Annotated in this window: 13 protein-coding genes and 2 pseudogenes; 1 reads left to right on the forward strand and 14 read right to left on the reverse strand. The window is 50.3% G+C overall.

Going from position 1 to position 13941, the window contains the following annotated elements; all coding sequences use genetic code 11:
- Positions 1 to 368: 368 nt before the first annotated feature.
- The 14 genes and pseudogenes from WJU16_RS22470 to WJU16_RS22535 form a co-directional block, all read right to left on the reverse strand.
- Positions 369 to 2768: a heavy metal translocating P-type ATPase gene (locus WJU16_RS22470; protein ID WP_240646696.1), complete on the reverse strand. Its 2400-nt coding sequence runs from the start codon at positions 2766 to 2768 to the stop codon at positions 369 to 371.
- A gap of 63 nt (positions 2769 to 2831) precedes the next feature.
- Positions 2832 to 5003: a TonB-dependent receptor domain-containing protein gene (locus WJU16_RS22475; RefSeq protein WP_341835602.1), complete on the reverse strand. Its 2172-nt coding sequence runs from the start codon at positions 5001 to 5003 to the stop codon at positions 2832 to 2834.
- A gap of 72 nt (positions 5004 to 5075) precedes the next feature.
- Positions 5076 to 5402, reverse strand: coding sequence for a hypothetical protein (locus tag WJU16_RS22480; protein ID WP_126247959.1), 327 nt, complete (start codon positions 5400 to 5402; stop codon positions 5076 to 5078).
- 63 nt (positions 5403 to 5465) lie between these two features.
- A complete protein-coding gene (locus tag WJU16_RS22485; protein ID WP_126247961.1) occupies positions 5466 to 5681 on the reverse strand; it encodes a GDCCVxC domain-containing (seleno)protein in 216 nt (71 codons plus the stop codon).
- A gap of 38 nt (positions 5682 to 5719) precedes the next feature.
- Positions 5720 to 6346: a mercuric transport protein MerTP gene (gene merTP / locus WJU16_RS22490; RefSeq protein ID WP_126247963.1), complete on the reverse strand. Its 627-nt coding sequence runs from the start codon at positions 6344 to 6346 to the stop codon at positions 5720 to 5722.
- The gene (locus WJU16_RS22495; protein ID WP_126247965.1) at positions 6343 to 6720 is read right to left on the reverse strand and encodes a metalloregulator ArsR/SmtB family transcription factor; all 378 of its coding nucleotides are present in this window, start codon (positions 6718 to 6720) and stop codon (positions 6343 to 6345) included. Before WJU16_RS22495 ends, merTP begins: the two co-directional genes overlap by 4 nt.
- 89 nt (positions 6721 to 6809) lie before the next feature.
- On the reverse strand, positions 6810 to 7169 hold the full coding sequence (locus tag WJU16_RS22500; protein ID WP_341835603.1) for a hypothetical protein: 360 nt from the start codon (positions 7167 to 7169) through the stop codon (positions 6810 to 6812).
- A 560-nt stretch (positions 7170 to 7729) separates the two neighbouring features.
- Positions 7730 to 8256, reverse strand: a pseudogene (locus tag WJU16_RS22505) (integrase core domain-containing protein); the annotation flags it as partial.
- 121 nt (positions 8257 to 8377) lie between these two features.
- Positions 8378 to 10052, reverse strand: a pseudogene (locus WJU16_RS22510) (serine hydrolase).
- 7 nt (positions 10053 to 10059) lie between these two features.
- Positions 10060 to 10482 (reverse strand): hypothetical protein, encoded by a 423-nt coding sequence (locus tag WJU16_RS22515; RefSeq protein ID WP_341835605.1) that lies wholly within the window; start codon positions 10480 to 10482, stop codon positions 10060 to 10062.
- 34 nt (positions 10483 to 10516) lie between these two features.
- Entirely contained in the window at positions 10517 to 10969 is a 453-nt protein-coding gene (locus WJU16_RS22520) for a hypothetical protein (RefSeq protein ID WP_341835606.1), read from the reverse strand.
- Positions 10966 to 11523 carry an RNA polymerase sigma factor gene (locus WJU16_RS22525; protein WP_341835607.1) on the reverse strand — a complete coding sequence of 186 codons (558 nt, stop codon included), beginning with the start codon at positions 11521 to 11523 and terminating at the stop codon, positions 10966 to 10968. Before WJU16_RS22525 ends, WJU16_RS22520 begins: the two co-directional genes overlap by 4 nt.
- 248 nt (positions 11524 to 11771) lie before the next feature.
- Positions 11772 to 11963: a hypothetical protein gene (locus WJU16_RS22530; protein WP_341835608.1), complete on the reverse strand. Its 192-nt coding sequence runs from the start codon at positions 11961 to 11963 to the stop codon at positions 11772 to 11774.
- Between the two features lie 126 nt (positions 11964 to 12089).
- Positions 12090 to 12797, reverse strand: a complete 708-nt coding sequence (locus WJU16_RS22535) for a DUF2461 domain-containing protein (RefSeq protein ID WP_341835609.1) — start codon at positions 12795 to 12797, stop codon at positions 12090 to 12092.
- A 158-nt stretch (positions 12798 to 12955) separates the two neighbouring features.
- Here WJU16_RS22535 and WJU16_RS22540 point away from each other — a divergent pair, with 158 nt between their 5' ends.
- Complete coding sequence (locus WJU16_RS22540; RefSeq protein ID WP_341835610.1) at positions 12956 to 13930, forward strand: NAD(P)-dependent alcohol dehydrogenase; 975 nt, start codon at positions 12956 to 12958, stop codon at positions 13928 to 13930.
- Positions 13931 to 13941 lie beyond the last annotated feature (11 nt).

Genomic DNA, 13941 nt, shown 5'->3' on the forward strand with positions numbered 1-13941 from the left:
ATGTTATGGTAGCAAATGCCTGAAGGAGCTTCCAGATTACTGAAATTATCTTGAAATATTTACCCAAAGTGGCGCCGGGCCAGGGGAAATATGCAATACAATAGATTATTCGCATCTTCATCCGTTCATGGAATACGGCAGAGATATTCCTGTTGGAAGAGTTTAAGGTATTACTTCTCGACCATTCTGCCGGGATTTTTGGCCAAACTTCGGTCGGCAAAGGTGGCAGGTTGATCGTAATAGTTGAATTGTTCGGCGTTTTGTTGAAAGTGAAATTGTGGGCATTAATTGATTGAAGGCGAGAATGTAGGTTTTGGGCATTTTGGGGCAAAACAGGCGAAATCCGTTAAGGTTTCGCTTGTTTTGTATTAGAATTTCATCCTCTGAATACGAACGGCGTTCAGAATCGCCAGCAGTGCCACACCTACATCTGCGAAAACCGCCTCCCACATAGTGGCTAATCCACCAGCACCGAGAATCAGCACGATAGCCTTCACCCCAAACGCCAGGGCAATATTTTGCCAAACCACGCGGTTCGTGGCGCGGCCGATCTTCATGGCGATGGGGATGCGGGAAGGCTGATCGGTCTGGATCACCACGTCCGCCGTTTCGATGGCTGCGTCGCTGCCCACCCCACCCATGGCGATTCCCACGTCGCTGAGCGCGAGTACGGGGGCATCGTTGATACCGTCGCCCACGAACGCGATAACGGCGCCGGGCTCCTTTTTGATTTGCTCCACTTTCTCCACCTTGTTTTCCGGCAAAAGGTCGCCGAAAGCGCGGTCAATTTTGAGGACTGCGGCCACTTTATCAACTACGGCCTGCTTGTCGCCGCTGAGCATGGTTGTCTGAACATTCATTTCGTGCAATGCCTGCACGGCCTCCTGCGCATCTTCCTTCAGCTCGTCGGCAATGGTGATATATCCGGCAAACTTTCCATCGACGCCTACCATTACAACGGTATCGGTGATCGCTGTCGCTTCCGGCGGAATGGGGATCCCTAACTTCTGCATGAACTTTCCATTTCCTGCTGCGACCATCTTCCCACCGATCGTACCCTTCAGACCATGTCCGCTGATTTCCTCCAGCGCATCCACGGTCTGGCCGTCAGCGTCCTTTCCGGCGTGCTCCACAACCGCGGCCGCAATGGGATGGGTTGATTTGCTTTCCAGCGCAGCGGCCAGCGGCAGCCAGGTTCCTTCCGGCAGGTCGAAGCTGCGGACTTCCTGCACCCGGAAAACACCCTTCGTCAGCGTTCCGGTCTTATCCATCACCACGCGGTTCACTTTGGTAATGAGGTCGAGGTAGTTGGAGCCCTTGAACAGAATACCCTTACGGGAAGCGGCGCCGATACCACCGAAGTAGCCGAGCGGTATGGAGATCACCAGCGCACAGGGGCACGAAATCACCAGGAAGATCAAAGCCCGGTACAGCCAGTCGTTGAATACATAATTATCGACGAAGAAATACGGCAAGAGCGTGATGCCTATGGCTAGGAAAACCACGATGGGCGTGTAAACCCGCGCGAACTTGCGGATAAACTGTTCCGTCTTCGCTTTCCGCGTGGTAGCCTCCTGGACCATCGTAAGAATGCGCGCCAGGGAGCTGTCATTGAACAATTTCGTGACTTGCAGCTCTACGACTTTTTCCTGATTTATCATACCTGCCAGCACGGTTTCCCCTTTGCGGAATGAAGAGGGTTTGCTTTCGCCCGTCAGCGCGGCAGTGTTAAAAGAACTGCCATCGTTGAGGATAACTCCATCCAGCGGCACCTTTTCACCTACCTTGATCTGGATCGTATCGCCCACTTTTACGGCCGTAGGGCGCATGGATTTGTATTTACCGTCCACGAGCACCATTGCGGTATCGGGGCGAATGTCCAGTAACGCCTTGATGCTGCGCTTCGCCCGGCTAACAGCAGCGCCCTGAAAGAGCTCACCGACGGTATAAAAGAGCATGACAGCCACGCCTTCCGGATATTCCCCGATATAGAAGGCGCCCAGGGTGGCGATGGTCATCAATACGAATTCAGTGAACACATCACCTTTGAAAAGCAACCGGATGCCGTGCATGGCTACCGGCCACCCAACCGGCAGATATGCTATGCCATACCATACCAGCCGCACCCAGCCCGTAAAAAAAGACGGTTTGATGAAGTTATCGGCCGCAAGCCCGGCCATGAGCATCACGAAGCTGATGATTGCGGGCAAATACTCCCGCCACGGGGACGAGCCCGCCGGTGCTGGTGCGTGATCGTGCTCTTCTTCATCCTCCACTTCCTCGCCGGTTCCTTCCGGCTGATGGGTATGTACATTGGCGGCGGTGGATTTTGTTTTCAAGCCTTGCCGCTCTATCTCCTTCAAGATGGTTTCCTTATTGGTCGCGTTCCTGTCGAATTCGATGCGGATGTTGCCCGTGGCGGAAACGGAAACATCCACGATGCCGTTCACCTTTTTCAGTTGACTTTCCACCACGGCCGCTTCGATCATTTCCCGGATCGCCTCGACCTCGATCACCAGGTGGCCGTACTTCCGCGAAACGGATGCGCCTGCTTCCTGGGCGAATTGTTGGATTTGCTCCAGCGAGATTTCGTCCGGATCGAAATGGAAGCAAAGCCTGGCGCCGTTCTGCGTATCCGCAGGTACAACGTGCGCTTTTTCGATGCCTTTATGCTGCTGCATGGCGGCGATGACGCGCTGCACGCAAGCATCCCTTTCATCCGGAACTTCCGGCAAAACCAAATCCAGATCGATCTTGATTTTTTCCATATGAGGGCTTTATATCGGCGGCGCCCGACTTCACGAGCGCCGCCGGAGTTAAATCATCAGGTTTTACAGGCGCAGCTTCAGGCCGCCGTTTACGACGAAGCCATCCAGCGGCGCGTAAATATCCCGGAAAACGGGATTGGTAACGGTGCCGGTGTAAATCGAATCGAAACGTGTCTGCCGGGTGTCGAGGAAGTTCTCGAAATTCACGAACAGGGAGAACTTTTCCCAGATCTTCTCAGCCATGAATCCGCAAATCCAGTACGGTTTGCCGGTTTTGCCGTCGCTCAGCTGCTGCTTGCTGTAGTAGTAGCCTTCCAGTCCGAACTTCCATTTTTCTTCGATCTCGTACATCAAAACATTGTTGAGCCGGTGGCGGGAAGTCAGGTAGTTTTCCCGTTTGATGCCGTTTTCGTTGATCTGCGCGTCGGTGAACGTATAACCGATGAACAGTTTGAGATCGTCGAAGCTCACTTTTACGTTAGTTTCCCATCCTTTTGTATCAATATGGCCTTCTGCATTGACGAGCCGGTAGAGATTACCGGGGGCGCTGGTCAGCAGCAGCGGGTCGTTGATCCGGGTGTAAAAGAACAGCTGGTTCACGCTGAGGCTAACCTTTCCGTCCGCGAAGCCGGTCCGGTAGTTCAGGTCGAAATTGGCGCCGTAGGACCGTTCCAGTTTGTTATCGTCCGAATTGATCGGCAACACGGAATGATACTGGAGCCTTTCCGTTTCTTCGGTGAAAATGGTCGGCGTTTTATACCCCAATCCGCCGCCGATCCGCGACGAGAACTTCGGCGAGAACTTGAACAGCACGGAAGCCCGCGGGAGGAGCACAAAGCCGTAGTCGACCACGTAGTCACCGCGGAGCCCGGTTTCCAGATGAACTGCCTCGCTGGCCTTCCAGGTGTTTTGCACGAATGCGCCGACGGTGTTCTGATCGTAGTTCCGGAGCGGGATGGTATCAGTTTTGGCCTCTTTGAAGTTGTCGGTGTAAACGTTGACCCCGGCAACCCATTCGGAACGCTCCCGATGCCGGCTGTAGGCCGCTTCCGTGTAGGATGACCATTGCGTGCCATCGAATACATAACCCGGGATGCTGAGCTTTCGTTTAAAATTATTCACGGAATTTTTCACGGTCAGACTGCTGTTTTCGCTGAAATCGTGATCGAATGCCAGCTGGGTGCTGTACCGTTGGGTCTTGTTTTTCTCGAAATAGGAATGCGTAGCGTCCCCGCGGCCTTTGATATACTGAATATCGCCGCCGGTGCGGTCTTCGAGGGTGGCGTTTACGCCAAAGTTCAGACGGGTACGTGGGTTGAAGTACAGGAACAGCTTCGGGTTGATGTTATACCTTTCAAACTTGGGTATCGCAGTGAAACCCGTGTTTGATGGATCGTAGGGCCGGTTGCTGTTGCGGGATGCGAACACCGTCAGGCCCACTTTCTCGAACTTCTGCCCATAAAACCCGCTCACGTCCAGCCCGCCGGCGGACGTGCCGTTCACCAGGAACCGGAGATCCCGTTCTTCGGTCGGCGTCCGGGAAATGAGGTTGACCAGGCCGGCGATGGCACCACCGCCGTAGAGCGTGGAGGCCGAGCCCTTGATTACCTCTACCTGTTTAAGGTCGAGCGGCGGCGTCTGCAGGAGGCCCAGACCACCGGAGAACCCGGCATACAGCGGGAAACCATCTTTGAGGATTTGGGTATATCGCCCGTCGAGCCCCTGGATGCGGATGCTGGAGTTGGCGGAAGTCGCGGAAACCTGCTGCGTCTGGATGCCGGTGCTTTCATTGAGCATCATGCGGATGTCGCCGGGTTTCATGTTGCCTTTTTCTTCCAGTTCCTCCCCGGCAATGAATTCCACGCGGGTCGGAATATTCTGGATGGTGCGGGTGCTTCGGGTGGATGTGATCACCACTTCCTCGATCTCCTCGGATTCTTCTTCAAGCAGGATGGTTAGGGTGTCGGTACCGCGCGGGAACACCAGCGTGTCGATAATCGTTTCAAAACCCACAAAGCTGAACGCGACAGCCTGCCGGCCGTCAGGGATGTTCCGGAGGATGGCGATGCCGTCTTCACCGGATTTCGCGCCGAGCGAAGTTCCAGGAAGGGCAACCGTGGCGCCGGTCAGAGGCACTTTACTGTCTGCTTCCAGGATGCGCGCGATCAGTACGTTTTGTGCATTGCATATATAGCTGATACAGGCTAACAAGCCCGTAAATACGATTCTTTTCATAATGGTTTATAGTATGATAAAACAGTTCAATTCGCCTCTGACGGAGGCGATGCCAATGGTTGATATGGAAAATCAGGCTTTGGGTGGATGCCAGACGGCGGGCTGGTAGATGGAAAGAACGGAACTATCCGGTGTGCTGAAAATGTGTTTCGTGGGGATGGTCCAGGCGGTGAGAATTACCTTATTTGCGGTAACAACCACACCGTGGCAGGTATTGCAGGAAAAGAAGGGTGAACAGGGGAGCTCGGGTTTCTCGTGTTTTTCATGATCGTTATGATCTGCGCACTCGCGTCCCGAAGCCAGTTCGATCTCGTCTTCACAGCATGCATCTTCGCCGCAGCAAGGAACTGCGGACAGGGTGAGGACGTATGCGGCGAAAAGGAGCCAGAACCACTTCATCCGGTGAAATTACGAAAATATTTAATGATGCAAAAGCCGTCAAAGGGATTGGTGTTTGTCGGACTATGCGCAACAAGACTTATTCATTTGTATCGGCGGACATTTGACAGTGCCATAGCTGCAATACACGCAGCAATCCCCGTGTTTCGGCTTTATCGTGATTTTGCAGTTCGTACATGCATAAAAGTACTGACAGGCATCAACCGGCATGGTTTCCTCCTTTTGAAAGCCGCAATGCGGGCAAGTGATTGTCGATTCGAGAACGATATTTTCTTGCATTGGTTTATGTTTTGCCTTATCAGCAGGTTTAATTTAAATTACTTTGTATCCATAATTTCTGATCCCCGAACCTTGTAGCCGGTTTTCCCAATCGCAGCTGAAATCGCATCGATGTTAGTTTTCGATGGATCGAAAGTCACCACGCTGTTTCTTGCTTTGAATGAAGTCGCATACGTCAAAACGCCCGGCACTTTGGAAATTTCATTGTTTACGTGGGCTTCGCAGCTCGCGCAGGTCATTCCCTGTATCGTAAACCTAGCCTGCAATTTGTTATCCGCGATGGAATGCACCGCTGCATTTTCATTGCCCTTCGGATAAAATACACTGGCATACAGCGGGAAAGTCATCATCAACACGGAGAAAAGGGTGATGATTCCCAGGAATTTCTTTGATTGGTAATATGACGGCTTCTTCGCTGGTTCGCAGTGGCAATCATCAGCTGAAGGTTTCGCAGTTTTAAGTTGAAGGTACCAGGCGTATGCCAAAACCGCCACTGAAGCGCCAATAAGGTAGGGTCGTGCCGGTTCAAGCCAGGAAAAGCTGGCCAGCAAACTGCTGCTGCCTGCGATCATGGCGATAATGGGCGTAATGCAGCAGATGGATGCTGCAATTGCGGTCAGTATGCCCGTCCCGATCGCGGCGCCGGAGGATCTGGCCTTTTTCATGGCACTTCTGTTTTAAGGGTTTCCGAATTGATATGTGTAAAAAACGGATTTAATGTTGGGAGGAATTCCTTCACCAGCGAGTAAAACACGGTCTGGCCTTCCTTCCGCGTCTGAACGATACCGCCGTCCTTCAGTTTCTTCAAATGCTGGGAAATAGCCGGGATGGTCATTCCCAAAATGTCTGAAAGATCACAGGGGCAAAGCTCATTTTCCTCCTCCAGCAGATACATGATCTTCAGCCGGACTTCATTGCCGGCGAGCGACAGCACGGCAGACAAACTGGAAAAAGCCTTCTGTGCGGTCTTCAACTTGACTTGGCAGGCCATGATTTGCGCCTGGTCTGCGAATAGACGAATACAAGTATTACCATTCATCTACCAAAATTAACTAAAATCTCGATTATTTAAGCAATTGCTTAAATAATTAGACGGAGTTGATTTTTTGAACCAGGGAATGGAAAACCCTATTTCATCTTTAGCTTCCAGCCAATAAGTGCGACATCTATAAGTTCTGCTGTTGTTGAAAGCGTTTTGTCAAGCTGGAGGCGATATCGTCGAATGCTATATGCGCCGTCTTCTATTGTTACATATATCTTAATATTGTCCAGATCGCTGAAATAATACAACTTCGCGAAATCTTGCGATGGGTGAGGCAAAAAGCCAATTGTCGCCAAGTCATCTTCAGTCAGCTCGCTCAAGGACTTGTTTCTGATAACGGCGAGTTTATCGAAATCAAGGGTATTTATTAACCGTTGTACACGTTCCTGATACTCTTGCCGATCGGCTTCGGCATTGTAGTAGAGGCCAAATTCTTTAAAATCCATAAGATGTGTTTTTGGTGTTGTAGATCGAAAATAGGGGTATTTGAGCATTCCGAAATGGAAGAAAATTCCACAATTTTATTAACAGGAAAGCAGCTGCTTTGGTGGAATTTTCATAAATTTGTGTATAATTTTATTAATTGTTCTTTACTTAAAATTGCTAAAAAGCAATCAAACACACAGGGGACCAATTCGGGGACCTATCGAATTTTGATAGAGGTATTTCCGCTTTCATAGTGGATTTCGCCAGGATTTTTAATGATCCCAGCGGGATCACAAGATGAAAATCAAAGTAAGTAAAAGCCGCGCAGATCGCATGATCGGCGCGGCTTTTCGCTTTTTATCAGGTGTTGTTAAACCTTGTTAAACCACTCTAAATGGTGGCATAAAAGGTGGCACATAATTTCACTAAATTGAGGCCACCTTTTTTCTCCGAAAGGATTGTCTGTATTGAATTGTAAGGAACTGAAACGGTTCATTTCGAACCATTCCAAACACACATTTCAGTTGCCTTAAAATATGATGTATGGGTGTAAGTACCCCATTTAGCGGACTGCACTTTTCTAGAGCGTCGCCCTTTTCAGGATAAACATGTTCCTCTCTTCAGGATTAAGCTTGTTTAACGCTTCGTGTGGTCGTCGATTGTTATATTCCTCTTTTCACTGAGCGGTTAGTTGTTTTACCTGGTCAAGATCGGAAGAACAGGTAAGCATCCAGCACCGCCTCCCTATAAAGCCCGTTAAACCTTTCAATATAGCCATTTTGCAAAGGTTTACCAGGCTGGATATATTGAATTTTGATATTGCGTTCCCTGCACCATAAGCAAAACTCAATAGGAAGTTACTTCCGGTCTGTTATCGACCCTGAACTGAGCTGGTTTATCTCTGCTTTCCAATATCCGCTCGAGTACACGAATAACTCTTTTGGCGGAAAGAGAAGTATCTACCTCAATGACCAGCGCTTCTCGTGAACAAACATCCATAACATTGAAGGTCCGAAACCGCCTGCTGCCGCGATCACTCATAAAGTCCATACTCCAGCTATGATTGATGGAGACTTACTTTAACAGTGGTTGTTTTAAACGGGCCGGCTAACGGTGACCCAGCTTTTTTTGTGACAAGGTCCTTAAGTATCTGGTTGCCCAGGGAAGGATCGGCGTACTTTTTCAGGTGTATTTCACCTGGAATTCCATGGCGGAATTGATGCAGATGCTACCTGGTGGCTGGTATCAGGCTAAATTCCGGCCTGGCGCTATCCGTAAGATCCAATACAACGGTGAAAGTTCCAGCAGACACAGGGATGTCATTTCCATCTTCGGTTAAATCTTGCGCACTTTTACTTCCCAGGCTGAAAGTCCAATCGTTGTTGAAACGAAATTTCAACCTGCCTGTTTTTAACAAAGCGTTCTCGCACCGCCATTTTCCGGGCTGTCCGGCAACCTCGTGAAGGGGAATATCTGGCCCGTCCCAGCCGTTGGGTGTTGCGCTACCAGTAATCCCCCATGTGGCATTAACCTTCGCCCCGCTATAAATTTTGTTTTTCCTGTAAAGTTTAACACTGTCGTGGGTGCCGCCCACACCCGGTGGGAACTCCAGATGCCCGTCCATACCATCCACATTAAAGCGGTAGTTCTCCGCTGCCAGTAACAGCACCGCCTGCTGACGGGAAACCTGGGCAGTTAGCCTGTGATGAATACGGGTTACATACAGGAAACGACCGGGTTCGAGCGCATACGTTCCGGCGATAGCGGCCAACTGCTCGTCGGCCATTTCCTCGTTACGCGGTAAGTGGTGTGTTCTCCCGGCAAGCACCAGGAGGATCTGATCTTTAATTGGCGCCAGATCGATATTCTCCGCGTTGGCCAGCAAAATTATGCATGTATTGGTTGCAGGAATGCGCACCAGCAAAGTTCTGAAGCCCGCGGCCCCGCCGCTATGGCTAACGGCTGTGGTTCCCATGGCAGTGTCGATGAACCAGCCATACCCGTACTGGTTTTTAAATGGAGTATACGCCCCACTGGTGGAGGTATCGGAAATGAGTTTGAATTGCTGCATACCATTGTGGAACTTCAGTACATCGCCTGCGGTGGACCATACGCCACCAGAAGAGCGCAGTTCTTCATGTGCATACAGACTGGCCTCACGGCCGGAATCCGGGTAAAGGTGCCGGTAGCCTGTAGCTTTACCGGACGCTGACAACGATTTGAAGTCCAATCCACTATGTCGCATGCCCAATGGATCAAAAATGAACGTTTTTAAGGCATTGGCGTAAGTAATGCCGGTCAGCTTTTCGATGATGAACCCCAGCAAATAATAGCCGGTGTTGCAGTACCGCCATTTGCTGCCGGGCGCAAATTCCAGCGGGCGCCCAGCAAGAAAACGGATCATGGCTTCCTCCGTGTGCGTGGGCATGGAAAAATCGTTGTTGTAGACATACAGCCCGGATGTATGTGTGAGCAGGTGCCGAATGGTGATGGAATCTCCTGCGGGCAGGCTGGGGTAAAACCGTGAAAGCCGGTCGCCTAGACTTATTTTTTTGCTCAACCAGCTTTAGCACTATAGCTGCCGTCATTGGCTTGGTAATAGAGTACAGCGGGAACTCTGTGTCTGCTGCGTTTGGCATGCGCCTGGTAACGTTGCTGTAGCCGTAACCCTTATGCAGTAATGTTTTGCCTTGCCGGGCAACCAGTACGGTGCCATTAAAAAGGCCGGTGGTGGCATAAGCCTTCATTAACTGATCCAGTTTACCTGTAAGGCTTTCTTCACGGGGAGCCTTCCATGCGGCTCCTTTATTACTTTGACCAAAAGCGACTGAAATGGACAACAATAAGCACAGAAGGGCGATGGGCGCATAACACTTTCCCTGAATGGTGAATATGGGGTTCATAAGTTTACTATTTTTTCCTTTTATGTAAAACGAAAAAGTACACCGCAAAACTGGCAGAGAGGCAGAAGGCCAGTATGGCCAGGGAGTGCATGCCTAGCGGCAATGTACAATACATAAGTGTACATGCTGCACCGATGCCTGCGAACACGATGGCCCATTTAAGCGCGACAAGTTTCCGAGCATCGGGATCATCCGGCAGCAGGCTGGAAATTACCGGGGCCGGTAAACCGCTCTCCGATAAACGGGCTTTAATTCGGTAATCGAGAAACTGACGACTGAGTGAGAGCAGGAAAGCCAGTAATATTGCCAGGGTGGCGATAGCGGCACTAACGTTAAAAATATCTTTGTCTATGTATGGCCCTGGATCGCCTTGGGCAGCGGCCATGATAGGCGCAAGCAGGATGGCTGATAGCATGAATATTTTTTGCATGATGGCTGTTATTAATTAGTTAGACGCATAAACTTCAATTGGGTTGCAGGAAGGTTTCTTTTTCGGTTATCTGCATTATTTTCCTGTAACCGCGCAACTGTACTACCAATAGGAAACCCAGCAATAAAAGGCTACCGGCCGCCATAATAGCAAATGTGTATGCAGCGAGTCCGGCAAAAAAGCCTGTAATCCAACCGGCAAACACTATGGCACCCAGGCCCGTTAGTCCACTGGCAACTATGGCTATATTTTCGCTTTTTACGCGCCGGGGGGCTGGTTGCCGGCTTTCCGTAAGCCGGGCCATAACCCGGTCTGCCAACTTGAAATCGGGCACCACAGTAGCATGTGCAGAGAGCAGCCCGGTAAGTTGCCGGTACCGCTGCGCTTTCTCCTGGCATAGCGGGCAGTTTGCGATATGGGCATGTACTTCGCCTGGCGGGAATAGCACATACTCCTGAATTTCGTTGTCGCTGGGATGATTGTTCATAATGCCTCCCTGTTTATATAATTGGTTAAAAGATATTTTTGCAGTTCCCGCCGGGCCCGGTAGAGGTAGCTTTTCACGGTACCTTCCGGCAACCCTGTAATCTGCGCAATTTCAGCAATGCCCAATGCATCTTGATGGAAAAGAGTGATAAGCGTGCAGTGCAGCGGCTGCAGTGTTTGAATAGCGCGCTGCAATGCCACTGAAACCTCCCGGCTGGAGAGCATCGTAAACGGATCGTTTCCGCTTTCCGGTTCCATGCCTGGTGCCGCTTCATCGGAAATTGAAATTTTGATCCGTTTTTTTCGGAGGTGGCTAATGCAGGTGTTATAGGCTATCCGGCCAATCCAGGTGGAAAGTTTAGATTCGTACTGGAAATTACGCAGATGGTGAAACGCTTTAAGGTAGGTGTCCTGCGCCAGATCCTGTTGATCCTCCCGGCTGGAAACCAGCCCGCTGATAATATGAAGCACAAGCTTTTCAGTTCTCTCCACAATCAGCCGGAACGCAGCAACGTCACCCTGCAATACGAGTTGTACCAGTTCCTTTTCAGGCATATTTGGGTAATAGTTGCTCACGGGAAGGTTAGACGCATAATCGGGAATTAAGTTGCAGTAACATAAAAATAGGTAACGTACGTAAAATATGTATGGCGCGCCCATACCATCATCGCATCAATTGGATTTAATTGATTGAATTGTAGTTATTTGTGTAAAATGAATTACTCGATTAGTCTCAATGATGGTGAATTTGCGCGTTTACATTAACACATTTGGAAGTACTTGGTTCAACTAATTAAATGGGGTTAATCTTGTCCATCAATAGTAATAAGTAGTCTTTCACTTCCTATGCCTGCGATATGAAAGAGGAAGTCACCTTCTTCTGGATTTGTAGATTGTGTAGAAATGTTAAGAATTATATAAGGCTTGCGTTCAGAACGCAATTCAACCTCCTCAATTTCCTTGATTTTTAATGTAAGTTCAATACCTGAGTTCAAGGGAATTCGGATAAGCCAGTTTTTCTTAAAGGTACCATCTATTACTTCTCCAATAATATAGATTTCATTCTTTCTCTTGATGATAACGCTCTCAATTGCCTGAAAAATGGCACGATTTGGTTTTGTTTAGTCGCCTGCACTTTCCCCATTCAGGTCACTCGTCAATACCTCGCTCATGTAATCGAAAAAAGGGCGCATGGCCTGGAACGTAAGGTCCACTTTCGCAGCAAAACCAGGGGCCAGCACTTCCGCGTCCGTAAACCGCCGGATGAGCAGGAACTGCTTGAACCGCAGCAGGTCCACCGCTTCATGGGCAATATCGAAACCTTTGGGTGCAGTTTTCAACTGTTCTCCTTCCAGCTTTCCGAATGTGGAAATGAATTCTTCGGCCTGGAGAATCTTCCGCAACGGCGCCGGGTCGAAGGCGATATCTTCCCGGATCCGCTTCAGATCTTCCGGAACCGGCCCCCAGAACCCACCGGCTATCATACTATTGCCCGGCTCGATGTGGAAGTAATATCCGCCGCGGCGGAATTTCGTTGCCCGCTTGAAACCACCGCTCCAGTTGCTTTTGTAAGGCCTTTTATCACTGGAAAATCGAACGTCGCGGTAAATACGGTGCAGGCTTTTCTTTCCTGACGGCGTTTCGATTAGATCATGACGCGATAATTGCTCCAGCAGCACGTCTGCGAACTGCTCGATATGCTGCAATTCTTCCTGGTAAACCGGTTTGTTGTCATTGAACCAATTACGTTCGTTATTGTCAGCGAGGTTACTGAGGAACTCCAGACTGGATGGCCGGATTTGTGTCGCGGCGGTATATTTGCTGGCCATATTTTTCTGTATCGGATTAAATAGCCGCGAAGATAGCGAAATTCAGTGGGTACGCCGGGCATCCAATGCAACCCAGGGCGCAATTATGGATTGATAACACCCCCGATTCAAGGTATTCCATTATATTTACTCCGTCACCTATCATTTCATTACTCCCCATGAAAGCAATCGTTTACCGTCAATACGGCTCCCCGGACCAGTTACAGCTGCAGGATATTCCCATCCCAGTGCCCCAAGACGATGAAGTGCTGGTTAAAATACAGGCAGCGTCCATCAACTCGTGGGATTGGGACCTGGTAATCGGAAAGCAGCTGTTGTTGCGGCTGATCGGCGGTTTGCGGAAACCGCGGCATGTGGTGTTAGGCGCGGATATTGCAGGAAGGGTAGAAGCTGTGGGAAAGAACGTGAGGTTTTTCCAACCAGGAGATGAAGTGTTTGGCGATATCGCGGAAAGTGGATTCGGAGGGTTTGCGGAATATGTTGTCACGAAAGAAAAACTGCTGGCGAGGAAGTCGCCCGCCATGACTTTCACACAGGCGGCAGCCTTACCGCAGGCTGGTTTGCTGGCCCTGCAGGGTTTGCGGCACTTCGGGAGGGTAATGCCCGGCCAGCGCATCCTGATCAATGGCGCCGGGGGAGGGGTTGGCACGCTTGCATTGCAATTGGCAAAGTCGGCCGGCGCTGAAGTAACTTGTGTAGACCTCGCATCCAAATTCGACATGTTGCGCGGCCTCGGAGCAGATCATTGTATCGATTACACCGTCCTGGATTATACACGTACCGGTGAGCAATATGATAAAGTGCTGGATGTGATCGCGCACCGGAAGGTGGCCGATTACAAAAGGGCGCTGCGGCCCGGGGGCACCTTCACTATGATCGGCGGATCTATGGGATGGCTGTTATTTCAGATGATGGTACTCGCACCCCTGATCCCCGCGGGCTCCGGCCGGAAGTTAGGGATCATGGGATACCGCCCCAAAAGGGAAGATCTGGACTTGCTGACGCAGCTCTTCGAAGCAGGGCAGCTGCAGCCCGTTATTGACCGGGAATATCCGCTGGCGGATACCGCGGATGCGTTCCGCTACTTCGGCACGGGGAAAGTAATGGGGAAGGTCGTCATTGCTACTCCCTGATACATTCATCT

It is taken from the genome of Chitinophaga pollutisoli (assembly GCF_038396755.1).
GTDB lineage: Bacteria > Bacteroidota > Bacteroidia > Chitinophagales > Chitinophagaceae > Chitinophaga > Chitinophaga pollutisoli.